Genomic DNA, 25,619 nt, shown 5'->3' on the forward strand with positions numbered 1-25,619 from the left:
TGCGGTACAGAATGGGCTAAATCATTAATTTGCCGTCGTCTTATGTTACAAAGCATCCATATTCAGAATTACGCCATTATCGACGAGCTAGGTATTCAGTTCTCGCACCGGATGAATGTCATCACGGGTGAAACGGGGGCTGGTAAGTCCATCCTGATGGGGGCTTTGTCGCTGATCCTGGGGGACAGGGCCGATACGGCCGTGCTGCTTCAGCGCGACAAAAAGTGTGTGGTCGAGGGGAGTTTCGGGGTTAAGGGGAGGAAAGAAGTGCTGGCCTTTTTTGCGGAGAACGAGCTGGATGTGGAAGATGAAGTGGTGATCCGGCGGGAGATTGCTCCTACGGGCAAGTCCAGGGCTTTTGTAAATGATACGCCGGTCAACCTCGAGCAGCTGAGGAAGCTGAGCTCTCTGCTGGTGGATCTGCACCGCCAGTTCGATACCCTCGAGCTGGGTGAATCCGATTTTCAGCGGGAGGTGCTGGATGCGCTTGCGGGACAGGGTGCGGCTCTGGAAGAGTACCGCAATACTTATCGGACGTGGCAGTCGGCAGTGAGGGAACTGGCGACCCTTCAGGAGCAGAAGGCGCAGTTCAACAAGGAGTTCGACTATAATAAATTTCTTTTTGACGAATTGAGTGAGGGCGGCTGGAAAGACAACGAGTTGGAAGAACTGGATCAGGAGCTGAAGTTGTTGAATAACTCAGAGGGTATCAAGAACGCGTTGTCGAAGGTATACTATGACCTGAAGGAAGGTGAGCAGCCGATGGTACAACAGCTGAAGGTGCTGCAGCATTCACTGCATCAGTATGCGGCGTTCCATGAGGAACTGAAGGGTCTTGCCGACAGGATTTCCTCTGTACAGATCGAATTGCAGGATATTGCCGGGGATGTCGAAAGGGTCAACGAGGACGTGGGCTATGATCCGCGTCGTATCGAGGAGATCAACGAGCGGCTGTCCATGGGCTACAAATTATTAAAGAAACATGGCGTGCATACTACGTCCGAGCTTCTTGTGATCTCCCGGCGGCTGGAGGAGAAATTGAAGGATTCCCTTCAGGTGGATGAGAGCATTGCGGCCGGCGAGAAAGAGGTGGGGCGGCTCTTGCAGGAGGTGAAGAAAAGGCGGCGGCTCTGTCCAAAGCTCGTCAGGCGCAGGTCGAGTCGCTGGAGCAGCAGGTCAACAAGTTGCTGAAACAGGTGGGGATGCCCAATGCACGACTGAAGGTGGAGGTGCAGGAGGCTGGGCTGAATGCCTTTGGGATGGACGATATTCAATTCCTGTTCGACGCCAATAAAAGCAACCGCTTCGAGCCTATCCGCAAGGTGGCGTCCGGCGGCGAGCTGAGCCGGCTGATGCTTTGTATCAAGTCTCTGGTGGCGGAGTCGATCGATCTGGCTACGCTCATCTTCGACGAGATCGACACCGGTATCTCCGGGGAGGCGGCGAAGCAGGTCGGGATCATCCTGAAGAATCTGGCCAAAAAGAGACAGGTCATCTGTATAACGCACCAGCCGCAGATAGCCGGTAAAGCCGACGCGCACTATTTTGTATATAAGCAGGTGAAGGGAGAAGCGATCAAGACGAATATCCGGCTGCTGAGTCAGGATGAGCGGATCACGGCCATCGCCCAGATGCTGAGTGGGGAGAAGCCTACGGCCGCGGCGCTGGAGAATGCGAGGGAGATGGTTATGCAGTAGGGGTCCGCGGCGGCGGGTGGACGCGTATTGCGTACCGGGAGCGGGGATTAATGAGGATTATCTATGAGACTTCGATCGCTACTTATTTTATTGGTCATTATCGTGGTGTTGGTTCCATTCTACTATCTCAACAGGTGGTTGCAGCGGGTGATAAAGCCGCGGGAGGCGGCGGTGCGGTTCTTCCTATTTATTTTCGCGAATTTTTTGCTGATCATCATCTATACCGTCCTGATAGTGGGCATTGTAGTGAGGTTGTTTGGTCAATAATTTGTTATTTTGCGAGACTAATTAAAAATTCAATCTATGTCATACAACCTGTTAAAAGGGAAAAAAGGGATCATTTTTGGCGCATTGGATGAGAAGTCCATTGCGTGGAGGACGGCTTTGCGTTGTCATGAGGAAGGGGCGCAGCTGGTGCTGTCGAATGCTCCGGTGGCATTGCGGATGGGTGAGATCAACAAGCTGGCCGAGGCGGTGAATGCGCCGGTTATCGGGGCTGACGTGACCAATATGGATGACCTGAAGAAGCTGTTCGAAGAGTCGATGAAGCATTTTGGCGGGCCGGTCGATTTTGTCCTTCATTCCATCGGGATGGGGCTGAATGTGCGGAAGGGTAAGCACTATGTGGAGATGGACTATGAGTGGAACAAGAAGACTCTGGATATATCGGCTATGTCGCTGCACCGGGTGTTGAGGACGGCCTGGGATATGGATGCCCTGTCGGAGGGCGCCAGCGTGGTGGCGTTGACGTATATCGCTGCGCAGCGGGTATTCCCTGACTACAATGAGATGGCGGACGCGAAGGCTCTGCTCGAGAGTGTAACCCGTAGTTTTGGCTACCACTATGGCGTGCGGAAGAAGGTAAGGGTCAATACGGTCAGCCAGTCTCCCACCCGGACGACGGCGGGCAGCGGGGTAAAGGGTTTTGATGGGTTTATCAATTTCGCGGAGAAGATGAGTCCGCTGGGGAATGCATCGGCGGACGAGTGCGCGGACTATTGCGTGACCTTGTTCAGCGATCTGACAAAGATGGTGACTATGCAGAATCTATTCCATGACGGAGGGTATTCTACCACCGGGGTTACGGGAGCGGTGATCGATCAGATGGAGAAATAGGAGGGCTCAGGCCTTATGATAAAAGAAAAAGCGCCCTAAAAGGCGCTTTTTTATTGATTCGTTTAGTATTCGTCCTCGTTAAAAAAGAAGTCCTCCTGACTCGGATAGTCCGGCCAGATGTCGTCGATGCCTTCGTAGATCTCCCCTTCGTCTTCCAGCTCTTGCAGATTCTCAACGACTTCGATGGGGGCACCGGAACGGAATAGCGTAGTCGATCAGTTCATCCTTAGTAGCCGGCCAGGGGGCATCTTCGAGGTAGCTGGCTAATTCAAGTGTCCAAAACATCTTTCTTAATTTTTCGCAAAAGTAATTGTAAATCCGAAACCACCAAATACCGTTTGAAATTAAACCTTTTTACCCCGGTCCGGCCGGGATTTTTCCAAATTTATGCCCCTGATATGGGTCCTAACGTGTAGGTTTGCGTTGAACAGTAACGACATTCCACAACTAAATAGTATGTTAACAGCCAAGAGAATAGAGAAATATTACGGCAACCTGCATGTATTGAAAGGGGTAGATGTTTCGATCGAAAAAGGCGAGATTGTGAGTATTGTGGGGCCTTCCGGTTCAGGGAAAAGTACCTTACTGCATATACTTGGCACTCTGGATGAAGCGGCAAAGGGTGAGATCTTTTTACGGGATAAGAAGATCCATGACCTGAAGGGACGCCCGCTGGCAGACTTCCGTAATCGTCATATCGGGTTCGTGTTTCAATTCCATCATTTGCTGCCGGAGTTCAGCGCGCTGGAGAATGTTTGTATCCCTGGCTGGATTGCCGGTAGGAAACGGCGGGAAGTCGAGGATAGGGCGCGGCAGCCGCTCGAGGCATTAAGGGTCGGGCACCGGGTAGAGAATAAGCCAGGTGCATTGTCCGGCGGGGAGCAGCAGCGGGTGGCGGTAGCCAGGGCGCTGATCAATAATCCGGATATTGTTTTTGCCGACGAGCCGACTGGCAATCTGGATTCGGCGAATGCGAAGGAGTTGCACCAGCTGTTCTTTGACCTGCGAAGACAGTTCAAGCAGACATTTCTGATCGTGACGCATAATGAGGAGCTGGCTACGATGAGCGACCGGGTTCTGCACATGAAGGATGGGCTGATCGCGCAGGGGTAGGGGCCGGCCGGGGGGACGGGGTCTGCGGGGCGGGGACCGGATCAGATCCGGGGCTTCGAGGGAATTTCGGGGGCGTTGAGGACGTGGGCGATGTAGCGGGAAAGTTGAAAAAAGTAGTCGCTCAGGCGGTTGAGATAGCGTATGACGATGGGTTCGACGTACAGCTGTTCTTCCTGCAGGCGGACGCAGGTGCGTTCGGCGCGGCGGCAGACGGTACGTGCGATATGCGCGGTTGAGACGGCGAGGTGGCCTCCCGGCAGGAGGAAGGAGCGCATGGGGGGAAGGACGGCATCCATCCGGTCGATCTCTTTTTCGAGTGCGGTGATATCTTCTTCTTTAAGATCGGGGATTTTTAGTTTGGGTTCTTTTTCCGGGTCGCAGGCGAGGGACGAGCCGATGGTGAAAAGGCGGTCCTGGACGTCGCGAAGGACCGGGATCGTATCGGAGAAGAGGGGGCGGCCGCGTAGGTAAGTGACGAGACGGCGGATCCGGCGGGGCCGGAAGAAGGTGGGGCGGCGGCCAGGCTGAGTTGATCGCCGAGCAGACCGACAAAGGAATTCAGTTCGTCCACCGTCCCGTAGGACTCGATACGCAGGTGACTTTTGGGGACTTTGGTGCCGCCTATCAGAGAGGTTGAACCCTTGTCTCCTGTTTTGGTATAAATGCGCATAGCCATGGTGGAATGGAGTTGATTTGAGGATGGGGGGCCTAAGGGGCGACGGTTTCGGCGGCACGCCTGCGGTCGCTTTCAATGAGCCCGTCGCGCAGTCTCACTATCCGGTGGGCATAGGCGGCAATATCTTCTTCGTGGGTTACGAGCACGACCGTATTGCCGGCGGACTGTATACTCGTAAAGATATCCATAATTTCAACAGAGGTTTTTGTGTCGAGGTTGCCTGTGGGTTCGTCTGCAAGGATCAGCGAAGGATTGTTGATCAGGGCGCGGGCGATGGCGACCCGCTGGCTCTGCCCTCCTGAAAGTTCGTTGGGTTTGTGGTGGCTACGGTCCGCCAGACTCACTTTTTCAAGGACGGCGAGGGCTCTTTCGTGGCGTTCTTTGCGGGGTACGCCTGCGTAGACGAGGGGAAGGGCGACGTTCTCTGCGGCGGTCAGCCGGGGAAGCAGGTTAAACTGCTGGAAGACAAAGCCAATCTCGATATTGCGGACGTCGGCCAGGCTGTCGTCCGGCATTTTACTTACGTCCTGTCCGTTGAGGATATAACGGCCGGCCGTAGGTGTATCCAGACAGCCCAGAATATTCATTAAAGTGCTCTTGCCGGATCCGGAGGGGCCCATCAGGGCAACGTATTCATTTTTGAAGATGTCGAGGGATACGCCTTTCAGGACGGGGAGTTCCTGTTTACCCATGAAATAGCTCTTCCGGATGTTGTCCAGGTGTATGATTGGTACCCCCGCACGGGTGGTAGGATTATTCACAGGAAAACTGTTTACAGGTGTTGGGTTCATGGGTCAGCGATTCATGATTTGCGGATGACTTTCGGGACGTTGAAGTAGACGCCGTCGGTCGCGGGCGCGGCGGACAGGGCTTCTTTCCGGCTGACGGAACCCTGGGGAAGGTCTTCCCGCAGGACGTTGATTTCCGGGCTCATATGTAATAGCGGTTCGACACCGGTGGTATCGAGTTCGCCCAGTTTTTCAACGAAATGGATCATTCGCTGAAGATCCTTCTTTATCTCTTCCTTTTCCTTTGCATTAAACTCGAGTCGCGCCAGACTGGAAAGATTTTCTATCAGTGCATCATTGACTTCCATGCGGAGGTGCTTTGGGGTAAAAATAACTTATCTTCGCCGTTCTTATGGAAAAAAAGCGTGAAATCGTTATGAGCGGCATCCGGCCGACGGGATTCCTGCACCTTGGCAACTATTTTGGCGCGGTGAGGAACTATGTCCGGATGCAGGACTCCTATACCTGTTACTTTATGGTGGCCGATCTGCATGCTCTGACGACGCTTAGTGAGACCAGGGACCTGAAGGGGCATGTACGGCGGGTGATGGCTGAGAATATTGCCTGCGGGCTGGACCCCGACAAAGTGGCTTTTTATTGCCAGAGTCATGTGCCGGAGACCGCCGAGCTTTATCTGTTCTTTAATATGCTGGCGTATGTTGGTGAGTTGGAGAAGACGCCGACTTTCAAGGATAAGGTGCGGCTGCATCCGCAGAACGTAAATGCAGGGTTGCTGACCTATCCTGTACTGCAGGCGGCGGATATTCTGTTGCACAGGGCGACGCTGGTGCCGGTAGGAAAGGATCAGGAGCAGCATCTGGAAATTGCGCGGAACTACGCAAACCGGTTCAATCATCGATATGGAGGTGAGGTTTTTCCGGAGGCCTACGCCTTTAATTTTGGCGAGGCGCTGGCGAAGGTGCCCAGTCTGGATGGAACGGGGAAGATGAGCAAAAGCGAGAACCAGATGGCTACGATCTACTTGTCGGACAGCGATGAGATGATCGTCAAAAAAATTAAGGGGGCAAAGACAGACAGCGGTGCGGCCGAGCCGGGGGCCGCGATGTCAGAGGCGGTTGCGGGTCTGTTCCAGCTGCTGCGGCTGGTGGCATCCGAAGATGTCGTGTCGAAGTTTGAGGCAGACTATCAGGCGGGTACTATTCGCTATGGTGATATGAAAAAAGAGCTGGCGGCGGGTATGGTGCAATTCATTGCGCCGATCAGGGAGAAGGCGGAAGCCATCCGGAATGACGATGTCTATCTGCGCCGGATCATGGAGCAGGGGGCGGCGAAGGCGAGGGCCAGTGCCGCGGTAACTATTCAACTGGCGAAGGAGGCGATCGGCCTTAAATACTACTAAAAACTAGCTGAACTAAACACCATGGTAAAGAATAAGAAGCCTAAGCATATCGCAGTAGCCGGGAATATCGGCGCCGGGAAGACGACGTTGACAGAGATGCTGAGCAAGCATTATCGTTGGATACCGCAGTTCGAGGACGTCGACCACAACCCTTATCTGAATGATTTTTACGAGGATATGCCCCGCTGGTCCTTCAACCTGCAGATATTCTTTCTGAACAGCCGTCTGAACCAGCTGCTGGAGATTCATACCGGCACGGAGACGGTGATACAGGACCGTACCATCTACGAAGACGCGCACATTTTTGCGCCCAACCTGCACGAGATGGGTCTGATGAGCAAGAGGGACTACAACAACTATTTCCAGTTCTTTCAGACCCTGAAAAGGATGGTCCAGCCGCCGGACCTGCTGATCTATCTGCAGGCGTCGGTGCCTACGCTGGTTGCGCAGATACAAAAGCGTGGGAGGGAATATGAAGAGAATATCCGTCTGGACTATCTGAAACGGCTGAACGACTTTTACAACAAGTGGATCGAGGGATACAAGGAAGGTCCGTTGCTGATCATCGATATCGACAAGAATAAGTTTCCGGAGAATGAGGAGCATCTGGGTGAGATCATCACGAGGATCGACTCGCAGTTGTATGGACTGTTCTGAGGGACGGCTTCCGCGGGGAAATAAAAACCCCACCGGGGATGATGGAGTTAGTTTTGGCAAACAATCGAAGACTACAATTGTCGATTGAGACGCCAAGTTCTGTAAAATCTTTTTAATTTAAAAAAGTTTTTTAACCTTTTTTTCATTTTTAATGTGCCGCCCGGCCTGCGCCGGGCGGCTTTCTTGTTATTTAGACCCTGGGGTAGGGGTAGTCAAAGGGTAGCGCCGGGTCGGGGACCGGCCGCCAATATCTCTGAGCTGACCCCGGAGGCGTATTTTTCAAAATTGGTAAGGAACCAGCCGGCTACCTTGTCGGCCATCAGGTCGTAGGCGGCCGGATCCGGCCAGGTCTGGCGCGGGTTCAGCAATTCGGGCGGTACTCCGGGGCAGCTGAGGGGCATTGCCACGCCAAAAACGGGGTGCGCCCGGTATTCCAGGTTGTCCAGCGCGTTTTCCAGCACGGCGGTGATCATCGCTCTGGTATAGGCCAGGTTGATCCTGTTGCCTTTGCCGAAGGGGCCGCCGGACCAGCCGGTGTTGATCATCCAGACCTTTACCCCCTGTTGTCTGATCTTTGCGCCGAGCAGCTCCGCATAGCGGCCGGGGTGCAGGGGCAGGAAGGGGGCGCCGAAACAGGCGCTGAAGGTAGGTTTGGGTTCTGTAATACCGGTCTCCGTTCCGGCCAACTTGGCGGTATAGCCGGAAATGAACTGGTACATGGCCTGGTCGGGGGTAAGCCGGGAGATGGGGGGCAGCACGCCGTATGCGTCGCAGGTCAGAAAGAAGATGTTCTTTGGAGTAGGGCCCACTGAGGGTTCGAGGGAATTGCCGATATAGGACAGGGGATAGGAGACCCGGGTATTTTCGGTGACCGAGCCGTCCTCGAAATTAATGCGGTTGGAACCGGTGAAGAATCTTATGTTCTCTACCAGGGCGCCGGGCCGGATGGCGTGGAAGATCTCGGGTTCCCGGTCTTCTTTCAGATGGATACATTTAGCGTAGCAGCCGCCTTCGAAATTGAAAATATTGTCGGTGGTCCAGCCGTGTTCGTCGTCGCCGATGAGGAGTCGCGAGGGGTCGGCGCTGAGGGTTGTTTTGCCGGTGCCGCTGAGGCCGAAGAAGATGGCCGTATCGCCGTCCGCGCCTTTGTTGGCAGAGCAGTGCATGCTCAGTACTTTTCTTTCGCGGGGCAGGATGAAATTGAGGATGGAGAAGATGCTCTTTTTGATCTCTCCGGTATATCCGGTGCCGGCTAGCAGGATCAGCCGGTGGCGGAAGGAGATCGCTACGGCGTTCGGGCTGCGGGTGCCGCATGCCGCGGCGTCCAGCTGCAATCCGGGTGCGAAGAGTATCTGCCAGTCGGGTGTAAAATTATCCAGTTCTTCTTCCGTGGGGCGGAGGAACATGTTATATGCAAAGAGGTTGGTCGAAGGAGTTTCGTTAACCACGCGGATATTGAGCCGGTGACGGGGATCGGCGCAGACATAGCAGTCGCGGACCCAGACCTCGGGCAGCTGGTTGAGCCAGTCGCGGATGGACGCGAAGAAGGTGTCAAAATGGTGTTCTTCCATGGGCTGGTTGAAGTCATTCCAGTGCACGGCGTCTGCGGTGGTCTCATCTTTCACGATATAACGGTCTTTTGGGCTTCGGCCGGTAAAAGTACCTGTCTGAATGACCAGGGCGCCCGTGTCATTGAGTTCGCCTTCCCTTCTCCGGAGACTTTGTCTGGATGAGCTCCGCTGGCGGTAATTGGTAGTGGAGTTTGTCTGCGACGTATAAACCGAGCTTGGCCAGGCGGTCGGCCGGGGCTGCAATAACAGGTACTGACATAGATAGCAATCGTTTGTTTGGGGCAAAGCTAAAATTAAATTTTTCATTAGCTTGCCGGAAAAAGGGGGTAAAATTAGAAATTATCAAATCTGGCGTACCATTGGTTAAAATATTGCCAAACTAACAATTGTTAGTTTAAGTGGTTTCGGGAGAAACTGGGGAATTAATGATCAATCCATAAATTTGTCGGCCCCGGGGGCGAAGACCTAAATTTGAATATGAGATATTTTCCGATACTTCCAGAGCTGTTCAGTGCCAACCGATCGCGTTTTGTCCAGGCCATGGAGCCGGGCTCGATCGCTATTTTTGTGAGCAATGACGAAATGCCATCCAATGGGGACGCGCACTATTCTTTCAGGCAGAACAGCGACCTGTTCTGGTTGTCCGGGATCACTCAGGAGGACAGCATGGTCGTGCTTTTTCCGGATCATCCGGATACCAGGTACCGGGAGGTGCTGGTGCTGGTCCGGCCGAACGAGCTGAAGGAGAAATGGGATGAGCACGCCGGCTGCGGGCTGAGGAGGCAAAGAAGGTTTCCGGCATCGGCACGGTGGTCTGGCTGGACGCTCTGGATGGGTTGTTGCAGCAGCGGGTGCACCAGGCGGATACCATTTACCTCGACTCCAACGAGAACGATCGTAAAGGCGGGCCGCTGATCACCCGGGAGTACCGCTATATCCGCGAGATGAAGGAGAAATATCCTTTACACAATTACCGCCGGAGCGCGAAGGTCCTGCGCGAGCTGAGGGCCGTCAAGACGGCGCTGGAGGTCTCGCAGATGCAGGAGGCATCGGACATCACCGGCGCGACCTTTCTGGACGTACTGGGAATGATGAGGCCGGGGGTGATGGAATACGAAATAGAAGCGGAGGTCTACCGGGGATTCCTGTCACGGCGGAGTTCGGGGCCTGCATACAGCAGTATCATTGCGAGCGGCGATCGTGCGAGAACGTTGCACTATATCAGCAATAATCAGGAGTGTAAGGATGGCGAGCTCGTGCTGATGGATTTCGGCGCAGAGTACGGAGGGTATTGCGCCGATCTGACGAGGACGGTGCCGGTGAGCGGAAAGTTTACCAAAAGGCAGAAGGAGGGTATACAATGCCTGTCTGGACCTTCATCGTTTTGCAAAGAGCTTGTTAAAGCCTGGGATCAGCCTTGCTGATTATCACAAGCGGATGGGGGAAGAAGCGAACAAGGCGTTTGTACGTATCGGATTGCTGGAGTGAATCCGACGTCAGGAACCAGACGCCCGAAAGTCCGGCTTATTTTAAATACATGTACCATGGCGTTTCTCATCATCTGGGTATCGACGTACATGACCTGGGGCCGCGCAGCGAGCCGTTGAAGCAGGGGATGGTGCTGACGGTCGAGCCTGGTATCTATATCGAGGAAGAGCAGCTGGGGATCCGTATCGAGAATGACGTGTGGATCACCGCGGATGGGAATAGGGACCTAATGGAGAAGATACCGATAACGGTGGAGGAGATCGAAAGGGTGATGGCCGGGAGGAAGTGAATCATTGAAAAAGATATATATTTACGAATGAAAAGTATACCGAACCTGTTCACACTGCTCAATTTGTTCTTCGGATGTATCGCTGTGATCCTGATCCTTCAGAATGGAATTACTGTACTTACGGGTCCCGAGGGGGCGCAGTATATCAGCATGCCGGAAAAGATAGGCGTTGCGTCGCTGTTCATCGGGCTGGCGGCACTGGTAGACTTTCTGGACGGGCTGGTTGCAAGAATATTCAATGCTACTTCTCCGATGGGCAAGCAGCTGGATTCGCTGGCTGATCTGGTGAGTTTTGGCGTCGCGCCGGGGATGATCCTGTATCAACTGCTGCGGATGAGCTTTGCGGGACAGGAGAACGGGCTTGACGTATCGATCGTATATCTTCTTCCTGCCCTGTTGTTCCCCTGTGCGGCGGCTTACCGGCTGGCTCGGTTCAATCTGGACACTTCTCAGCAGTACGGTTTTAAGGGGGTACCTACTCCGGCTGCGGGGCTGCTGATCGCTTCGCTGCCGTTGATCTCCTGGTATACGACCAGTCCCACGGTGGAGGCGGCTCTGGCGAATAAGTGGGTGTTGTACGCGCTGATCCTGCTGGTTGCCTGGCTGATGGTCAGCAGGCTGCCGCTGATGGCCCTGAAGTTCAGGGATTATTCGTTCAAAGGCAATATGCCCAAGCTGGTCTTACTGGCGCTGGCCGTGCTATCGGCCGTGTTCTTCCGCTGGCTGGCTGTACCGTTGGTATTCATACTTTACATAATTGTATCTTTACTGACAGCCAAAAAAATGCGTAGTTTTGGCGCCCGGCCGGAACAAGCCGGGGATAATTTAAAATAAAATATCATGACCTTTTCTGTTCAGGTAAAAGTTATGCCGCTAAAAGAGCTGTTGGATCCGCAGGGTAAGGCGGTGATGGGTGGATTGCAGAATCTCGGGATCAGGAGTGTCAGCGATGTACGCATCGGGAAGAGCATTTCGCTGCAGATAGAGGCTGCAACTGCCGAGGAGGCGAAGTCTATTGCGGAAGAGGCGGGTCGTAAGCTGCTGGCCAACCCTGTCATGGAGTACTTCGAGATAGCCGTAAATTAGTCGTCGTTTTGCTGTATATAGTTCCTTCTCCCATTGGTAATCTGCAGGATATTACGCTCCGGGCGCTGGACGTATTGAAGGGGGCAGATCTCGTTCTTGCCGAGGACACGCGTAACTCTTCGAGGTTGTTGAACCATTACCAGATAATTAAGCCGTTGTCGCCTTATCACCAACACAATGAACATAAAGTATTGCATCACCTGGTGGATCAGCTGTTGCAGGGCAAAAAAATGGCTTTGTTAACGGATGCGGGGACGCCAGGTGTTTCGGATCCGGCATTTTTGCTGGTAAGGGAATGTATCAAAGTGGGGGTGAAGGTGGAGTGTCTGCCGGGTGCTACTGCTTTTGTCCCGGCGCTGGTCAACAGCGGATTGCCGATGAACCGTTTTTGCTTCGAAGGTTTTCTGCCGCCGAAGAAGGGAAGGCAGACTGTGCTGAAGCAGCTGGCGACGGAGGAGAGGACGATCGTATTGTATGAGTCGCCGGTGCGGCTTGTGAAAACCCTCGAGGAGCTGGCTGTATATTTCGGGGCGGAGCGGCAGTGTTGCGTCAGCCGCAGAACTGACGAAGATCTATGAGGAGAACAGGCGGGGTACGCTGCGCGAGGTATGCGATCATTTTAAAGAAAGGGGTGTAAAGGGCGAGATAGTGATCGTTATCGAGGGGGTGTCCGGGGGAGGAAACAGCGGGTGGAAGAGGACGAAGATGAATAAGTGAACTATAACCTAAATATATGTTTTTATGAAGAAGCTACTTTATCTGACACTTATCTTTGGTTCTTTGCTGACGTCTGTCGGCGCGAGCGCGCAGTTCGGTTCTGTACCCGGCGTTGTGACCGATTCTTTTAAGACCAGGTATCCGAATGCAAAGTCGGTGAGCTGGTCGAGCAAGATCGGCGGGACCTATCAGGCTAGTTTTACTGCGGATAACGGGAAGGAAGTGGCGAAGTTCAATAAGAAGGGTGAATGGCAGAACACGACGAAGGAGATAACCCAGGACGCTTTGCCTTCTGCGGTAAAGGACGGGTTGGCCAAGAGCAAGTATGCGGATAAGACCGAGTGGGAGATCAGGTCGGTGACCATTCGTTATTTGCCAGGCAATGTTACGCAGTATATCCTTCTGGCGGCGAAGAACGATATTCAGAAGAGGAGTCTGCTGTTCAGCGCCGATGGTCAGTTACTGAAGGACGGAAATACATTGTAATCCATGAGAAATAAAATCGCTCTGGCGACGGGACTTGTCCTGTCGCTTAATTATTTGCAGGCTCAGCCCGACCGCTGGCAGCAGCGGGTGAAATACACGATGGACGTCAAAATGGACGTTCAGACGAACCGATTCACGGGTGACCAGACGCTTGCGTACACCAATAACTCCCCGGATACGCTTTCAAGGGTGTTTTATCATCTCTACTGGAATGCGTTCCAGCCGAACAGTATGATGGATAGCCGCAGCCGTGAGCTTGGGAAGGTGATGATCGGCGGGCGCCGTGGCGAGCAGCCGGACTGGGACAGCCGGGTAAAGGATCGTATCCAGCACCTGAGCCCCGACGAGGTCGGCTACCAAAAAGTGATCTCGCTGACCATGAACGGCGCGCCGCAGACCTTTAAGGTCGACGAGACTATTCTCGAAGTCGGTCTGAGCAAGCCGATACTGCCGCATGCAACGGTCGTATTTCAGATGAAATTCGAGGCGCAGGTGCCGCTGCAGATACGCCGTAGCGGCAGGGACAACCCGCAGACGGGGGTTCGCTATTCCATGAGCCAGTGGTATCCCAAGATGTGTGAGTATGACTATGAGGGATGGCATCCTACTCCCTATGTCGCCCGTGAGTTCTATGGGGTCTGGGGGGACTATGACGTCACTATCAATATCGACAGGCACTACATGCTGGGCGGCACGGGCTATCTGCAGAATCCGCAGCAGATCGGGTTTGGGTATGAGGCGCCTGGGACAAAGGCGGTACAGCCCGCGGGGGACAGGCTGAGCTGGCATTTTATCGCTCCCAATGTGCACGACTTCATGTGGGCGGCGGATCCGGACTACAGGCATCTTGTTCGCAGGGTTCCCAACGGACCGGTGATCAATGTCCTTTACAAGAATGCTTCCGGTGATCCGAAGGCGGACACGGCCTGGAGCGAGCTGGCGGATGCCGCGGTCCTGGTGTTGCCTTTTATAGAGAAGACGTTTGGCAAATATCCCTACAAGCAGTATTCCTTTGTCCATGGTGGTGACGGGGGATGGAATATCCGATGAGCACGCTTATCAATGGCCCAGGGCTTGGCACTGCCTTCCACGAGTGGATGCATAGCTGGTATCAGGGGATGATGGGAACCAACGAATCGATGTATCCCTGGATGGACGAAGGGTTTACGAGCTATGCTGCGGCAAGGGTGAACAGCTTTTATTATCATGAGCGGCTACGGCTGCATCCGAACGACGCGGGTCTTCAGCAGGTGATCGAGCGGGAAAAGGAAGAGCTTCCGCTGTATCATGCTTCGGCATACAACGCCTATTTTGCACTGGTAAGAAGCGGACTGGAAGAGCCGATGACGACGCACGCCGACCATTTCAATACCAATTTTGCCTACAGTATCGCTTCCTACGGGAAGGGGAGATGTTCCTCGAACAGCTGGGCTATATCGTGAGTGACAGCGTGCTTGACAGGATACTGCTGGAATACTACCGGTCGTGGAGATTCAAGCACCCCAATGCGAGTGATTTTGTCCGGGTGGCGGAAAGGGTAAGTGGCCAGCAGCTGGACTGGTATAAGGAATACTGGGTGAGTACGACCAAGACCATTGATTACGGAGTGGACAGCCTTTGGGAAGAGAATGGAAAGACGAAGGTCCGGCTGAAGATGGTGGGGAAGATGCCGATGCCGGTGGATGTCCTTATACAATTCAAGGACGGGAGTAAGGAGATGGCGTATATTCCCCAGTACTTGCAGTTCGGGGCAAAGCCCGTGGAAGATGCAGGCATTCCAAGGACGGTATTCGAGCCGTGGAAGTGGACGCATCCGACCTATACATTTGAAATAAATCACCGGCTCACGGATATGGTGGTACTGGATATCGACCCGAGTCAGCGCATGGCCGACGTCGATAGAAAAAATAACAGACTTGAGTTGAAGTGGTAGAGTTCAGATGAAAGTGAAACTAAATAAAAAGGGGAGCGATACCGCTCCCTCTTTTTTTGCAAATCATTCTGTTACGCGTGATGGATAAGGTGAAATGACTAATCGTACTTGATGCAAACAGCCCATAAAACAAAGGTATATGACCCTTCAGGGTATAACAATACCACTTTGTGGTAGTTTTGTTATCGAATAGGCTGCGCGCGTCCTATCTGCCATAGAATTTGTTAATGGCTTCGACCCTATTGTTCACATGTAGTTTTTCATATATGTGATATACGTGCTTGCGGACCGTTTCCTGGCTGATAAAGAGTTTGCCGGCTATTTCCTTATAGAGCATGCCCTGGGCAAGGAGTTCGAGGATCTCGTTCTCCCGGTTGGAGAGGATGCTGATGGCTTTGGCGGGGGCGCTGGTGGCGCTGGTGTCGGCGGTAGCGGCGCCTATCTGGAAGGCGTTGACGACCTTCCTGGCGATCTGGCTGCTCATCGGGGCGCCGCCCTCGTACAGTTCACGGAGGGAGTCGAGCAATTTGCCGGGGGCCGTCTTTTTCAGGATATACCCATTGGCGCCGGCTTTCAGGGCTTCAAAGATCTTTTCGTCTTCTTCATAGATGGTACACATCATGAAGAGTATTTCCGGGTACAGCGGTTTTAGCTGTCGTACACAATCAATTCCGTTCTCTCCGTCTCCGAGGTTGATATCCATCAATACGACGTTTGGTTTCACGAGTGGAATCTTTTGCAGTGCTTCTTCGGCGTCTACAAAGGACCCAGCCAGTGGTATACCCATCTGCCATCAGGATGATCTGTTCGAGAGCAGAGCGGATGTCTTTGTTGTCATCTACAATGCAAACAGATATAGTCATGGGACAAAGGTCCGATGGATTTTGCTAAAAAAATACCATGAAGTGGTAACTTTTTTGCCGCGGTACGCGGTTTGTTGGGAGCGGGGTTACGAAAAAGGAACCTGCAGGACGTATTTCTCTTTAAAATACTCCTGGGGGAAAAGTTCATATATCTCCATGATCCTGGGGCGGGTATGGCTGTCTGCTATTTCCCTGGTCAGGTCGCCGCCTTTCAGACAGATCAGTCCACCCGGGCGTTGAGGGGCTGGCTTACGGAGAAGGGGGCGGGCCCGGACCAGAGCTCTCCGAGGGGGCGACGGCGCGGGAGACGGCGACGTCGAATTTCCTGTCCTTTATTTCTTCGGCGCGGGTGTGCCGGGTGGTGATATTGCTGATGCCTGCGCCCGCTGCAACGGCCTCGACGACCTTTATCTTTTTGCCGATGCTGTCGACGAGGTGAAACCGGGTCTCGGGGAACAGGATGGCCAGTGGGATGCCGGGGAAGCCGCCACCTGTGCCGATATCGATGACCTCCTGACCGGGTGTGAACGCAAAGGCTGCCGCGATGGCGAGGGAGTGGAGGACGTGCTTTTCATAGAGGCTGTCGATGTCTTTGCGGGAGATCACGTTGATCTGTGCATTCCACTCCTTATAGAGTTGCCCGAGCGCGGCCATTTGTCCGATCTGCGCAGGCGTAAAGTCGGCAAAGTATTGCAGGACTATTTCCAGGCCTTCCGGGGCTTTTTCCATAGCGTGACAGAAAAGATGAGGTAATAGATGAACATCCAGATATCGAGCAGCCACCACCAGGGAAGAGATCGTCTTCTCCCAGCCGGTGCATCGTTTTCTGGAAAATATATCCCTGTATGGCGAGGCGTATGCCGTAGAGCACGAGTGTGAGCCGCCAGTCGAAGAAGAGGCTGATGATCAGCAGCGGATAGAAGAGGACGTGACTAAGGGAATAGAGGCCCAGCAGAAATTTGTGCAGGGGTTTATAATATTTGGCGGTCGTGTAGTGACGGGCCTTTTGCCGGAACCAGTCACCGAAGTTCTTTTGGGTTCGGAGAACGTAAAGGTGTCGGGGTCGATCACGATCGTCGTGTTCTCTTTGGTAGCCACCTTGTTGATGAACAGGTCGTCGTCGCCGCCCGGTACGTGGTTGATCGCGGAGAAGCCTTTGTTGCGGGAAGAACACGTCCTTCTTGTAAGAAAGGTTTCTGCCTACACCCATGTAGGGAATGCCGGCGAGGGCGTAGGAAAGGTACTGGAGGGGCGGTATGAAAAGTATCGAAGCGAATGATCTTATTGAGTATGCCGGGGCCTTTTTTATAGGGGCTGTAGCCGAGCACTACTTCTATTCCGTTGTGGTAGCCGTCCTGCATCTTGTGCATCCAGTTTTCGCTGGCGGGGTAACAGTCCGCGTCCGTGAGAAGAACGATCTCGTAGCGGGCTTCCTTGATTCCCATGCTGAGCGGGTATTTCTTGCCGGGGATCCCGATGGCTTCGTGTTCGAGGTTGACGATGTGGAGACCTTTGAATGTCTTCTTAAATTCGTCGAGCAGGAACCGGGTGTCGTCCTGGCTGTTGTGGTTGACGACGATGACTTCGTGTGTGCTTGTATAGGTCTGACCGAGCGCACCCAGCAGATGGTTTACGAGGCGGGCGGCTTCATCGCGGGCGCAGATGATGACGCTGACGGGGTGTTGCTGGGACTGCTCTTTATCCCTGGGTGTATAGAACGCCAATCTTCTGAAGAACCAGCCATAGTAGAACAGCTGTACTATGGTGATCAGACAAAAAAGAATAAACAACAGTTCGAGCCAGGGGAAACTCCAATACAGTTTAGTCATAAGTGTTCTGGGGGCGGGTGCCTGCCTGCGGTCCCGCGACAGGCACGAAAGTACGAATTATCGCCGGATATATTGTTTGCCGAAGGCCGTGCGCGCGATATTGTAACAGAGTACCGTCTTAACCATCCGGTCGATGGGAATGTCAGGGTTTTCACCTATGAACCGGTGCACAACCCGCGGATTCGGTTCGAGCATGGCGGTGGTGTTTCCCAGGATAAGGTCCAGTTCGGGGACTTCCGGGTTGACCAGTTCGTCGAAGAAAGTCTTGCTCACGCCTGTGTCCACGTGGGGGAATGCGAAAGTCCTGTATTTTGGGGTGAACTGCTCCCTGTACCCAGGCCGTGGATTCCCTGGTCTGTCTCCAGCTGCTCGGCGAGGGGCACCAGAGAGTAGAGGGGGTGGTCGATGCTGTGGGCGCCGACGGAGAAGCCCTGCGCTATCAACCGGCGTATCTGGGCCTTATCCATGAAGGGCTTTTGTTCCTTGCGAAAGTTCTCAAAATCGAGGTCAAAAAGGGGCGCCAGTCCGTCGAACAGCTGTCTGTTGAGGTAGTTCACGCTGACGATGCCCGTTCTCAGCTGGTCGGCGGTCGTAGCCTGTATGCCGAGTATATCGCCGGCCGTCTTCAGTAGGCCCGGTGTGATGGTCATCCGGTCGAACCTGTCGAGGATCAGGCTTTTTGAAATTATGGAAGACCGACCTATTGTCGACAAAGGCCGGGTTGAGGGAAGAATGCTGCGGGCACTCCTTTTCGTAGGAGGATCGGCGCTGCCGTCTCGTATACCTGCCGTAGGCCGTCGTCAAAGCAGATCAGAAATCCTTTTTCCGCGAAAGGGCGACCGCCTCTGTGCCTGTTCGGCTACCTGATCAAGACTCAGGGGGCGAAAGTTCCGGAGCAGCCAGTCCAGGTCCGTCTCAAACTGCCGGGAGTTCTTGTAGCCGTAGAGTTTGTCGATCCGAGGGGACGGGCTCGTCTGACACCGAGGTGATGAAAAGGGGCTGACCACGCCGAGGCCCGACTTTTTCTTCAGCCATTGAATATTCAGGGAGGAGACGCCTCGCAAAAGCGATCCGTTTTATTGCTGATGTCATGGCTTGAGAAGATCGTCTATATACAAAACTTTGCTATGGTCGGTCTTGAGGAAGGCGTTCTTACTTTGTCCCAGGCGGAAGAACGAGCGTACCTGATGAAAGAAGAACAGAGGCATATACCATACACCTTTCGACGGAGTCCTTGTCCCGCGCCATGGTCGTGCAGATCACGATAAAGGAGAGGACAAAGAGCCCTACAGCGGCGAGCCAGGCGACCGAAAGCCATTTACTTATAAAGAAATTGACAACGATAAAGAAAAAGGCGATGAGCATCTGGAGGAAATAGGGCGGCCGGGTCAGGTTGTAGCCGAAGTAGGCGAGGTTGAAGTCAAATCTCCTGACGCCGTAGAAGAACAGGTCAAAGGCTTCGGAGAGGAATTTAAAGTAGGCCCTGATCCAGCGGTTGCGCTGCTTTTCCAGATTGTGTGCGTCTTCGACTTTCTCGTCGTAGATGATGGCCTCGGAGGCATAGCCGATCCGGTGAACCCGTTTGGCGATCTCGGCCTGCATCTTTTTATCAAAGCCGCCTACCCGGCTTCTATTGTCATACAGGATCTGTTCGTAGAGCGCTCTGTCGACAGATACGCCGGTGCCCCAGATATTTGTCGACAGGCCGAGGGCGGTCCGGCTATCCCTGTCGATGAAGGTATTGAAGATCGCTCCGGCGCTGTCCATCTTTTCGTATGTGCCACCGACGTTCTTCGAGGACAGGTTGCCCTGGACGGCTTTGTATCCTTTGTTGTACCATGCGTTCAGTTCTTCCAGAAATTTGGGATGTACCAGATTGTCCGGGTCGAAGATGATCAGGACTTCGTCAGCCGGCTGAAAGCGGGCGAGTGCGTAGTGGATCGATCTTGTCTTCGAGTGCAGGGCTTCCTCCGGCCTCAGCAGGTGGATGCGCGGGTCGTCGAAATGGAGGTCGCTGATATCGCAGTCGTCCGCTACTAGATAGGCGTTGAACTTGCTGTAGGCCTGTTTTTGCAGGGAGTCGACGATCGGCCGTAAAAAGGTGGTATCCTGGTGACTGGTGACGATGATGCCAAACTGATAATTTTTGAGTGGCGCCGCCGCGGGTTTTTTCTGCGAAAAACCTTTTGTTATTCCATATAGAAGGAAAAGGACAAAGGGTTGGATGAGGAAGGAAGCAAGGAATGCCTGCAGGAGGAGATAGAGGACCCAAAGTATAGTTAAAAGTATTGCCATTCGCATCATTTAGGGTGCCCAAAAATAATATGGAAAAAGGGATTTTTCAGACAAAATTAGGTATTGATAACCATTAACTTATATATTTTGAAACCGGGGGATTGGGTAGATGCTGTAAATTGCGCCACAAATCATGGCAGCACTACAATTTGAGCTCAGCGGAAAGGACCCGCATTCGGCGGCCCGGGCGGGTACGATCACGACCGATCATGGCAGTATTCAGACGCCCATTTTTATGCCCGTGGGTACGGTGGGCAGCGTAAAAGCGGTGACCCAGCAGCAACTGAAGGAAGACGTTCAGGCGCAGATCATACTCGGGAATACTTATCACCTGTACCTGCGGCCAGGTCTGGAAGTTCTGGAGGCGGCCGGCGGTCTCCATCGTTTTAATGGCTGGGACAGGCCGATCCTGACCGACAGCGGCGGATATCAGGTCTTCTCTCTTGCGGGTACGCGGAAGATACAGGAGGAGGGGGTGGTATTCCAGTCGCATATCGACGGGTCGCGGCATCTCTTCAGTCCGGAGAAGGTGATGGATATTCAGCGGTCCATCGGGGGAGATATCGTAATGGCATTCGACGAGTGTCCGCCGTATCCCTGCGACTATGTCTATGCGGAGAAGTCGATGCGTCTAACTCATCGCTGGCTGGACCGTTGCTGGGAGCATTTTCACGAGACTCCGGACAAGTATGGCTATACGCAAAACCTTTTTCCCATCGTACAGGGCAGCGTCTTCGGTGACCTGCGCAAGGCTTCGTGTGACTACGTGGCCGGAAAAGGGGCGGTGGGCAATGCTATTGGCGGGCTCAGTGTCGGAGAGCCGGAGCAGGAGATGTACGATATCTGTCAGGCGTGTTGCGAGGACCTGCCGGCAGACCGGCCCCGCTATCTGATGGGGGTTGGCACGCCCTGGAATATTCTGGAGTGTATCTCTCTGGGCATTGATATGTTCGACTGTGTGATGCCGACCCGCAATGGACGAAACGCGATGCTGTTCACGTCGAAAGGGGTGATCAATATCGACAACAAGAAATGGGAAAAGGACTTCTCGCCAATCGACGATGGGATCGACAGCGGCATCAGCAACTATTACAGTAAGGCCTATTTGAGGCATCTGATAAAGGCGAAGGAGATACTGGGGCTGACCATCGCGAGTGTGCATAATCTGGCGTTCTATCTGCATTTGGTAAAGGAGGCGCGGAAGCATATTTTGAGCGGAGATTTCGTGGCGTGGAAGAACGAGCAGACAGAACTGTTGCGGAGGCGGCTTTAACCTTTTGTAGTGAATTGAAATTAAAAGATTTATATATATTTGGCCATGTTGAAGCTACTTGACCGGTACATACTCAAGAAATTCCTTGGAACATTTTTATTCACGATGGTGGTGATCACCACTATTGCGGTGGTGATCGACTGGAGCGAAAAGGCCGACGATTTTGTCCGGTCGGGGCTGACCGGCTGGCAACTGGTGATGCTTTACTGGATCGGGTTCATCCCCTTTATCATGTCGATGATCTATCCGCTGATGGTCTTTATCGCCGTCATCTATTTCAGCAGCAAGATGGCGGGGAGGTCGGAGTTCATTGCCATTCTGGCGGGCGGGGTCCGGTACAACCGGATGCTGAGGCCTTTTATCATCGGTTCGGTATTCCTGTCGCTCATCTTCTGGCTGGCCAGTCAGTATTGGGTGCCGAGGGCCAATGAGATACGGACGGATTTCCAGGCTGTGTACGTGGACCGGAACAGCAGCTACAACGGTGATCCATACCGGAACAATAATTTCTATCTCCGCGTAGACCCGACAACTTTTGTCGGCTTCCGCTATTACGATACGGTAAACAAGACGGCCAGCAATTTCTTCCTGCAGCGGGTGAAGAACAACAAGGTTGTCTACAATGTGCGCGCGGAGACTGTACGGTGGGATCCCCAAAAGAAGGACTGGCGGTTGTCGGGCGTTATCGAACGGCATATCAACGGAGTGGAGGAGTCCCTGTCCAAAGCAGACAGTATGCATATCAATCTGAATGTTCAGCCGAGAGAGCTGAGGAGGGACGACTACCTGAAGGACAAGCTGACGACACCCGAGTTGCACCAGTTCATCCACATGGAGGAGGTGAGGGGCACGGAAGGGTTGAATACTTACAAGGTGGAGTTGTATCACCGGGATGCTACGCCTTTTTCCGTGATCATCATGGCTGTGATAGGCGCTATCCTGGCCACCCGGAAGATCAGGGGAGGGAGCGGTCTGCATCTTGCCGTAGGGATCGTTATGGCGGCTATATTTGTCGTGATGGACAAGTTCGCGGTGACGTTCTCAACGAAGGGGAGTCTGCCGCCGATGCTGGCCGCGTGGCTGCCCAATATCATATTCAGCGGGGTAGCCGGTATTTTATACCTCCGGGCGCCGAAATAGATTAAATTAATCTAAAAGTGGTCTAATTCATTTGCTCCTCCGCGATTCCTACACTACCTTTAGCCACCAAAAGAGCGTTATGGCAACTATAAAAGAAAGGTTTAAGTCAACGTCCGATGTGGTGGCGGCAGAGATCAAGGAATTATTAAAGGAGCATGGAAGTAAGAAAATAGGGGAGGTTACGCTTTCACAAATATATCAGGGGATGAGGGGGATAACGGGGCTTGTCACCGAGACCTCGTTGCTGGATGCACAGGAAGGGATCCGTTTCCGCGGTTATTCGATACCGGAGCTGCAGCAGAAATTACCGAAGGCCAATGGTGGCACGGAGCCTCTGCCTGAAGGATTGTTTCACCTGATGTTGCTGGGTGAGCTGCCGTCGGATGATGATGTTCACGATATCACGGCCAACTGGCAGCGCAGAAGCCATGTTCCCAATCATGTCTTTGCGGCGATAGAAGCGTTACCGCTGGATTCCCATCCGATGACGCAGTTCGTAGTGGCTATTATGGCCCTTCAGACCGAGAGCAAGTTTGCTGAGCGATATGCGAAGGGAATGGCCAAGAAGGACTACTGGGAGGCGGTATTTGACGATTCGATGGACCTCATCGCCCGTCTGCCGCGTGTTGCAGCCTATATTTACCGCAGGAAATACAAGAACGAGGATCATATTCACCCTGACGGTCTGCTGGACTGGGCGGGGAATTTCGCGCATATGCTGGGCTACGAGGATGAGACCTTCCGTGAGCTGATGCGGTTGTATATGACGATACACGCCGACCATGAAGGCGGCAACGTGAGCGCGCATACGACGCATCTGGTGGGTTCGGCGCTTAGCGATCCGTATCTGAGTCTGGCAGCGGGGATGAATGGTCTGGCGGGCCCTCTGCATGGTCTGGCCAATCAGGAAGTGATCAAATGGATACTGGAGATGCGGGAAGAGTTGGGAGTAGAGTTGCCCGGTAATGTGCAGATAGAGGCCTATGTAAAGAAGACGCTTAATGAGGGGAAGGTGGTGCCGGGTTATGGTCATGCGGTGCTGAGGAAGACAGATCCCCGATTTGCCGCGCAGATGGAGTTTGGCAAGAAGCATATGCCTGACGATCCGCTGGTGCAGACGGTCTGGAATATCTATGAGACCGTGCCGCCGATACTGCAGTCGTTGGGTAAGATCAAGAACCCGTGGCCGAATGTGGACGCGCACAGCGGAGCGCTGTTGGTGCACTACGGGCTGGTTGAATATGAATTCTATACGGTGTTGTTTGGGGTGAGCCGTGCGCTGGGAGTACTGGCCAGCTTGTGCTGGGACCGTGCTCTTGGTTTCCCGCTGGAAAGGCCGAAGTCGGTAACGACTGAGCTGGTGAAGGATTGGCTAAAGGGGGAAGGAGAGATCTGGGGAGACTAAATTTTTTGATGATAAATGAAGAGGTCCGGGTAGCCCGGACCTCTTTTATTTTGGAGCTGCCTGGGCGGTGAATTATTTTAGAGCCTGAAGGATGTCCTGGAGGATATCGTCGCGGTGCTCGAGTCCGACTGAGATGCGGATGAGTCCCGGGGTGATATTGACGGCGGCCCGTTCTGCATCGGTCAGTTTGGCGTGGGTCGTGCTGGCCGGATGTGAGGCGATGCTTTTAGTGTCGCCGAGGTTGGCGGTGAGGGACAGCATTTTGAGCTTGTCGAGGAAGCTTTTGCCGCTGGCGAGTCCGCCTTTCAGTTCAAAGCAGACGATACCGCCGCCATTTTTCATCTGGCGGATGGCGATGGCGTGTTGGGGATGGCTGGGAAGGAAGGGATATTTCAGTGAGGAGATAGCGGGATGTCCTTCGAGCGCTGTTGCGATATGGAGCGCATTGGAGGAATGTCTTTCCATTCGTACGTCGAGTGTTTCGAGGCTTCTGCTGAGTACCCATGCGTTGAAGGGAGACAGGGCGGGGCCGGTGCTGCGGCAGAAGAGGTAGACATCTTTTATAAGTTCTTTCTTACCTACGACAGCGCCGCCGAGTACGCGGCCCTGACCGTCGATCCATTTGGTGGCGGAATGGACTACCAGGTCGGCGCCGAAGTCGATGGGTGTCTGGCCGATGGGTGTGGCAAAGCAGTTGTCGACGTTGTAAATCAGGTTGTGTTTTTTGCACAGCTGGCCCGCGGCTTCCAGGTCTATTATGTCCAGGCCCGGGTTGGTGGGGGTCTCCAAAAAGAACATTTTGGTATTGGGTTTTACCGCGGCTTCCCAGGAAGCGGGGTTGGATCCGTCCACATAGGTATACCCGATGCCATATTTTGGAAGATATTTGGTGATTACTCCATGCGTGCTGCCAAAGATGGCGTTGCAGCAGAGCAAGTGGTCGCCTTGTTTGAGGAAGGCGAGGAAGGTTGCCATAATGGCGCTCATCCCAGAGGCCGTGGCGAAGCCGTCTTCGGCGCCTTCGAGGGCGGCGAGCCGGTCGGTAAATTCCTGGACGCTGGGGTTGCTGAATCGGCTGTAAATATAGTCGTCGTTCTCGTCGGCGAAGGTAGCGCGCATTTGTTCGGCGTCGTCGAAGGCAAAGCTGCTGGTCAGGTAGAGCGGCGAGGAGTGTTCGCGGTCTTTGGTACGGTCTGAACGGATGCGGATGGCGTCTGTAATGCGATGACGTGACATGAAGTTCTTTTATTGATGTTTACACTGCTGCTTTGGTCGAGTAGGCGTGGGCTCCGTTGACGGTGACGCCCCAGGTGATGCTGGTGTGTCCTTCGCGGAGGGTGGCTGCCACAGAGCAGTATTTGTCCATTGAGAGCTCGCAGGCTTTTTTGCCTTGTCGGGGTCGATGTCGCCTTTTAGTTCGAACACGATGTGGACGTTGGTCCAGAGAGAGGGTTCCTTGCCGTGTTCGCGGTGTCCTTCGATGGACATGTCGAATCCTGTGACCGTCTGTCTTTGTTTCTTCAGAATGGATACTATGTCGATGCCGCTGCAGCCACCCAGCCCCATCAGGAGCATCTGCATGGGGCGGACGCCAAAGTCTTCGCCGCCCGATTCGGGGGTGCTGTCCATTCGCACAATATGTCCAAAAGCGTCTTTTGCTTCAAATCCAAAGTCTCCGTTGACCCTGCTTAGCTGAATCCGTACCATATAATAAAATGCTATTTTTTACAAAAGTACACATAAACCGCCGGAGGTGGTTTGTCCGAAGGACGGACGTAAATAAATTACCGGAAATGCCCCATATTTTTCCGATAGGGGCATTTCGGTATACTCGCAA

General features: G+C 53.6%; 35 protein-coding genes. 20 read left to right on the forward strand and 15 right to left on the reverse strand.

Annotation, left to right across the window (positions count from 1 at the left end; translation table 11 throughout):
* The first annotated feature begins 42 nt into the window (after nucleotides 1-42).
* From ACQ86N_RS05965 to ACQ86N_RS05985, 5 genes are all read left to right on the forward strand, one after another.
* A complete protein-coding gene (locus ACQ86N_RS05965) occupies nucleotides 43-1,191 on the forward strand; it encodes an AAA family ATPase (RefSeq protein WP_431214379.1) in 1,149 nt (382 codons plus the stop codon).
* Nucleotides 1,185-1,697: a hypothetical protein gene (locus ACQ86N_RS05970; protein WP_431214380.1), complete on the forward strand. Its 513-nt coding sequence runs from the start codon at nucleotides 1,185-1,187 to the stop codon at nucleotides 1,695-1,697. Before ACQ86N_RS05965 ends, ACQ86N_RS05970 begins: the two co-directional genes overlap by 7 nt.
* Before the next feature lie 63 nt (nucleotides 1,698-1,760).
* Nucleotides 1,761-1,964 carry a hypothetical protein gene (locus ACQ86N_RS05975; protein WP_431214381.1) on the forward strand — a complete coding sequence of 68 codons (204 nt, stop codon included), beginning with the start codon at nucleotides 1,761-1,763 and terminating at the stop codon, nucleotides 1,962-1,964.
* A 36-nt stretch (nucleotides 1,965-2,000) separates the two neighbouring features.
* Nucleotides 2,001-2,813 (forward strand): enoyl-ACP reductase FabI, encoded by an 813-nt coding sequence (locus ACQ86N_RS05980; RefSeq protein ID WP_431214382.1) that lies wholly within the window; start codon nucleotides 2,001-2,003, stop codon nucleotides 2,811-2,813.
* A 456-nt stretch (nucleotides 2,814-3,269) separates the two neighbouring features.
* Nucleotides 3,270-3,926: an ABC transporter ATP-binding protein gene (locus tag ACQ86N_RS05985; RefSeq protein ID WP_431214383.1), complete on the forward strand. Its 657-nt coding sequence runs from the start codon at nucleotides 3,270-3,272 to the stop codon at nucleotides 3,924-3,926.
* Between the two features lie 41 nt (nucleotides 3,927-3,967).
* On the opposite strand, the gene ACQ86N_RS05990 is transcribed toward ACQ86N_RS05985, so the two are convergent.
* The 4 genes from ACQ86N_RS05990 to gatC form a co-directional block, all read right to left on the reverse strand.
* Nucleotides 3,968-4,363, reverse strand: coding sequence for an ATP:cob(I)alamin adenosyltransferase (locus ACQ86N_RS05990; RefSeq protein WP_431217290.1), 396 nt, complete (start codon nucleotides 4,361-4,363; stop codon nucleotides 3,968-3,970).
* On the reverse strand, nucleotides 4,279-4,602 hold the full coding sequence (locus ACQ86N_RS05995) for an ATP:cob(I)alamin adenosyltransferase (protein ID WP_431217291.1): 324 nt from the start codon (nucleotides 4,600-4,602) through the stop codon (nucleotides 4,279-4,281). The genes ACQ86N_RS05990 and ACQ86N_RS05995 overlap by 85 nt, the downstream gene beginning before the upstream one ends.
* Before the next feature lie 32 nt (nucleotides 4,603-4,634).
* Nucleotides 4,635-5,294, reverse strand: coding sequence for an ABC transporter ATP-binding protein (locus ACQ86N_RS06000; RefSeq protein ID WP_431217292.1), 660 nt, complete (start codon nucleotides 5,292-5,294; stop codon nucleotides 4,635-4,637).
* Between the two features lie 110 nt (nucleotides 5,295-5,404).
* On the reverse strand, nucleotides 5,405-5,698 hold the full coding sequence (gatC, locus tag ACQ86N_RS06005; RefSeq protein WP_431214384.1) for an Asp-tRNA(Asn)/Glu-tRNA(Gln) amidotransferase subunit GatC: 294 nt from the start codon (nucleotides 5,696-5,698) through the stop codon (nucleotides 5,405-5,407).
* A gap of 44 nt (nucleotides 5,699-5,742) precedes the next feature.
* Here gatC and trpS point away from each other — a divergent pair, with 44 nt between their 5' ends.
* Together trpS and ACQ86N_RS06015 are read left to right on the forward strand one after the other, a co-directional pair.
* On the forward strand, nucleotides 5,743-6,750 hold the full coding sequence (gene trpS, locus ACQ86N_RS06010; RefSeq protein ID WP_431214385.1) for a tryptophan--tRNA ligase: 1,008 nt from the start codon (nucleotides 5,743-5,745) through the stop codon (nucleotides 6,748-6,750).
* Between the two features lie 21 nt (nucleotides 6,751-6,771).
* The gene (locus ACQ86N_RS06015) at nucleotides 6,772-7,407 is read left to right on the forward strand and encodes a deoxynucleoside kinase (protein WP_431214386.1); all 636 of its coding nucleotides are present in this window, start codon (nucleotides 6,772-6,774) and stop codon (nucleotides 7,405-7,407) included.
* A gap of 212 nt (nucleotides 7,408-7,619) precedes the next feature.
* Here ACQ86N_RS06015 and pckA read toward each other — a convergent pair whose 3' ends face one another.
* Nucleotides 7,620-9,263: a phosphoenolpyruvate carboxykinase (ATP) gene (gene pckA, locus ACQ86N_RS06020; protein ID WP_431214387.1), complete on the reverse strand. Its 1,644-nt coding sequence runs from the start codon at nucleotides 9,261-9,263 to the stop codon at nucleotides 7,620-7,622.
* 192 nt (nucleotides 9,264-9,455) lie between these two features.
* Here pckA and ACQ86N_RS06025 point away from each other — a divergent pair, with 192 nt between their 5' ends.
* The 10 genes from ACQ86N_RS06025 (at nucleotide 9,456) to ACQ86N_RS06070 (ending at nucleotide 14,977) form a co-directional block, all read left to right on the forward strand.
* On the forward strand, nucleotides 9,456-9,893 hold the full coding sequence (locus tag ACQ86N_RS06025; protein WP_431214388.1) for an aminopeptidase P N-terminal domain-containing protein: 438 nt from the start codon (nucleotides 9,456-9,458) through the stop codon (nucleotides 9,891-9,893).
* A complete protein-coding gene (locus tag ACQ86N_RS06030; protein ID WP_431214389.1) occupies nucleotides 9,788-10,402 on the forward strand; it encodes a M24 family metallopeptidase in 615 nt (204 codons plus the stop codon). Before ACQ86N_RS06025 ends, ACQ86N_RS06030 begins: the two co-directional genes overlap by 106 nt.
* 38 nt (nucleotides 10,403-10,440) lie before the next feature.
* On the forward strand, nucleotides 10,441-10,755 hold the full coding sequence (locus tag ACQ86N_RS06035; protein WP_431214390.1) for a M24 family metallopeptidase: 315 nt from the start codon (nucleotides 10,441-10,443) through the stop codon (nucleotides 10,753-10,755).
* Nucleotides 10,756-10,782: 27 nt separating this feature from the next.
* Nucleotides 10,783-11,589 (forward strand): CDP-alcohol phosphatidyltransferase family protein, encoded by an 807-nt coding sequence (locus ACQ86N_RS06040; RefSeq protein WP_431214391.1) that lies wholly within the window; start codon nucleotides 10,783-10,785, stop codon nucleotides 11,587-11,589.
* Between the two features lie 6 nt (nucleotides 11,590-11,595).
* Complete coding sequence (gene purS, locus ACQ86N_RS06045; protein WP_431214392.1) at nucleotides 11,596-11,841, forward strand: phosphoribosylformylglycinamidine synthase subunit PurS; 246 nt, start codon at nucleotides 11,596-11,598, stop codon at nucleotides 11,839-11,841.
* Between the two features lie 8 nt (nucleotides 11,842-11,849).
* Nucleotides 11,850-12,419: a 16S rRNA (cytidine(1402)-2'-O)-methyltransferase gene (gene rsmI, locus ACQ86N_RS06050; RefSeq protein WP_431214393.1), complete on the forward strand. Its 570-nt coding sequence runs from the start codon at nucleotides 11,850-11,852 to the stop codon at nucleotides 12,417-12,419.
* 163 nt (nucleotides 12,420-12,582) lie between these two features.
* Complete coding sequence (locus ACQ86N_RS06055) at nucleotides 12,583-13,044, forward strand: PepSY-like domain-containing protein (protein ID WP_431214394.1); 462 nt, start codon at nucleotides 12,583-12,585, stop codon at nucleotides 13,042-13,044.
* Nucleotides 13,045-13,047: 3 nt separating this feature from the next.
* Nucleotides 13,048-14,094: a hypothetical protein gene (locus ACQ86N_RS06060; protein WP_431214395.1), complete on the forward strand. Its 1,047-nt coding sequence runs from the start codon at nucleotides 13,048-13,050 to the stop codon at nucleotides 14,092-14,094.
* Nucleotides 14,091-14,486 carry a hypothetical protein gene (locus tag ACQ86N_RS06065; RefSeq protein ID WP_431214396.1) on the forward strand — a complete coding sequence of 132 codons (396 nt, stop codon included), beginning with the start codon at nucleotides 14,091-14,093 and terminating at the stop codon, nucleotides 14,484-14,486. The genes ACQ86N_RS06060 and ACQ86N_RS06065 overlap by 4 nt, the downstream gene beginning before the upstream one ends.
* Entirely contained in the window at nucleotides 14,456-14,977 is a 522-nt protein-coding gene (locus ACQ86N_RS06070) for a hypothetical protein (protein ID WP_431214397.1), read from the forward strand. Before ACQ86N_RS06065 ends, ACQ86N_RS06070 begins: the two co-directional genes overlap by 31 nt.
* Nucleotides 14,978-15,182: 205 nt before the next feature.
* Here ACQ86N_RS06070 and ACQ86N_RS06075 read toward each other — a convergent pair whose 3' ends face one another.
* The 8 genes from ACQ86N_RS06075 to ACQ86N_RS06110 form a co-directional block, all read right to left on the reverse strand.
* Nucleotides 15,183-15,701, reverse strand: a complete 519-nt coding sequence (locus tag ACQ86N_RS06075; RefSeq protein ID WP_431214398.1) for a LuxR C-terminal-related transcriptional regulator — start codon at nucleotides 15,699-15,701, stop codon at nucleotides 15,183-15,185.
* A gap of 388 nt (nucleotides 15,702-16,089) precedes the next feature.
* Nucleotides 16,090-16,569 carry a 16S rRNA (guanine(527)-N(7))-methyltransferase RsmG gene (rsmG, locus tag ACQ86N_RS06080; RefSeq protein ID WP_431214399.1) on the reverse strand — a complete coding sequence of 160 codons (480 nt, stop codon included), beginning with the start codon at nucleotides 16,567-16,569 and terminating at the stop codon, nucleotides 16,090-16,092.
* 338 nt (nucleotides 16,570-16,907) lie between these two features.
* Nucleotides 16,908-17,669, reverse strand: coding sequence for a glycosyltransferase (locus ACQ86N_RS06085; RefSeq protein WP_431214400.1), 762 nt, complete (start codon nucleotides 17,667-17,669; stop codon nucleotides 16,908-16,910).
* 57 nt (nucleotides 17,670-17,726) lie between these two features.
* Entirely contained in the window at nucleotides 17,727-17,942 is a 216-nt protein-coding gene (locus ACQ86N_RS06090) for a hypothetical protein (RefSeq protein WP_431214401.1), read from the reverse strand.
* On the reverse strand, nucleotides 17,939-18,382 hold the full coding sequence (locus ACQ86N_RS06095; RefSeq protein WP_431214402.1) for a hypothetical protein: 444 nt from the start codon (nucleotides 18,380-18,382) through the stop codon (nucleotides 17,939-17,941). Before ACQ86N_RS06095 ends, ACQ86N_RS06090 begins: the two co-directional genes overlap by 4 nt.
* Nucleotides 18,370-18,483: a polysaccharide deacetylase family protein gene (locus ACQ86N_RS06100; protein ID WP_431217293.1), complete on the reverse strand. Its 114-nt coding sequence runs from the start codon at nucleotides 18,481-18,483 to the stop codon at nucleotides 18,370-18,372. Before ACQ86N_RS06100 ends, ACQ86N_RS06095 begins: the two co-directional genes overlap by 13 nt.
* Entirely contained in the window at nucleotides 18,470-18,733 is a 264-nt protein-coding gene (locus ACQ86N_RS06105) for a hypothetical protein (RefSeq protein WP_431214403.1), read from the reverse strand. The genes ACQ86N_RS06100 and ACQ86N_RS06105 overlap by 14 nt, the downstream gene beginning before the upstream one ends.
* 88 nt (nucleotides 18,734-18,821) lie before the next feature.
* The gene (locus tag ACQ86N_RS06110; RefSeq protein WP_431214404.1) at nucleotides 18,822-19,964 is read right to left on the reverse strand and encodes a glycosyltransferase; all 1,143 of its coding nucleotides are present in this window, start codon (nucleotides 19,962-19,964) and stop codon (nucleotides 18,822-18,824) included.
* 133 nt (nucleotides 19,965-20,097) lie between these two features.
* Here ACQ86N_RS06110 and tgt point away from each other — a divergent pair, with 133 nt between their 5' ends.
* The 3 genes from tgt (at nucleotide 20,098) to ACQ86N_RS06125 (ending at nucleotide 23,782) form a co-directional block, all read left to right on the forward strand.
* The gene (gene tgt, locus ACQ86N_RS06115) at nucleotides 20,098-21,237 is read left to right on the forward strand and encodes a tRNA guanosine(34) transglycosylase Tgt (RefSeq protein ID WP_431214405.1); all 1,140 of its coding nucleotides are present in this window, start codon (nucleotides 20,098-20,100) and stop codon (nucleotides 21,235-21,237) included.
* Between the two features lie 45 nt (nucleotides 21,238-21,282).
* On the forward strand, nucleotides 21,283-22,377 hold the full coding sequence (locus tag ACQ86N_RS06120; RefSeq protein ID WP_431214406.1) for an LptF/LptG family permease: 1,095 nt from the start codon (nucleotides 21,283-21,285) through the stop codon (nucleotides 22,375-22,377).
* 79 nt (nucleotides 22,378-22,456) lie between these two features.
* Nucleotides 22,457-23,782, forward strand: a complete 1,326-nt coding sequence (locus ACQ86N_RS06125) for a citrate (Si)-synthase, eukaryotic (protein ID WP_431214407.1) — start codon at nucleotides 22,457-22,459, stop codon at nucleotides 23,780-23,782.
* 72 nt (nucleotides 23,783-23,854) lie between these two features.
* Here the strand turns inward: ACQ86N_RS06125 and ACQ86N_RS06130 are convergent, their stop codons facing one another.
* Nucleotides 23,855-25,018, reverse strand: coding sequence for a trans-sulfuration enzyme family protein (locus tag ACQ86N_RS06130; RefSeq protein ID WP_431214408.1), 1,164 nt, complete (start codon nucleotides 25,016-25,018; stop codon nucleotides 23,855-23,857).
* 9 nt (nucleotides 25,019-25,027) lie between these two features.
* Nucleotides 25,028-25,489 (reverse strand): OsmC family protein, encoded by a 462-nt coding sequence (locus ACQ86N_RS06135; protein WP_431214409.1) that lies wholly within the window; start codon nucleotides 25,487-25,489, stop codon nucleotides 25,028-25,030.
* Between the last annotated feature and the right edge of the window lie 130 nt (nucleotides 25,490-25,619).

This window comes from Puia sp. P3, assembly GCF_050632245.1.
Classification (GTDB): domain Bacteria; phylum Bacteroidota; class Bacteroidia; order Chitinophagales; family Chitinophagaceae; genus Puia.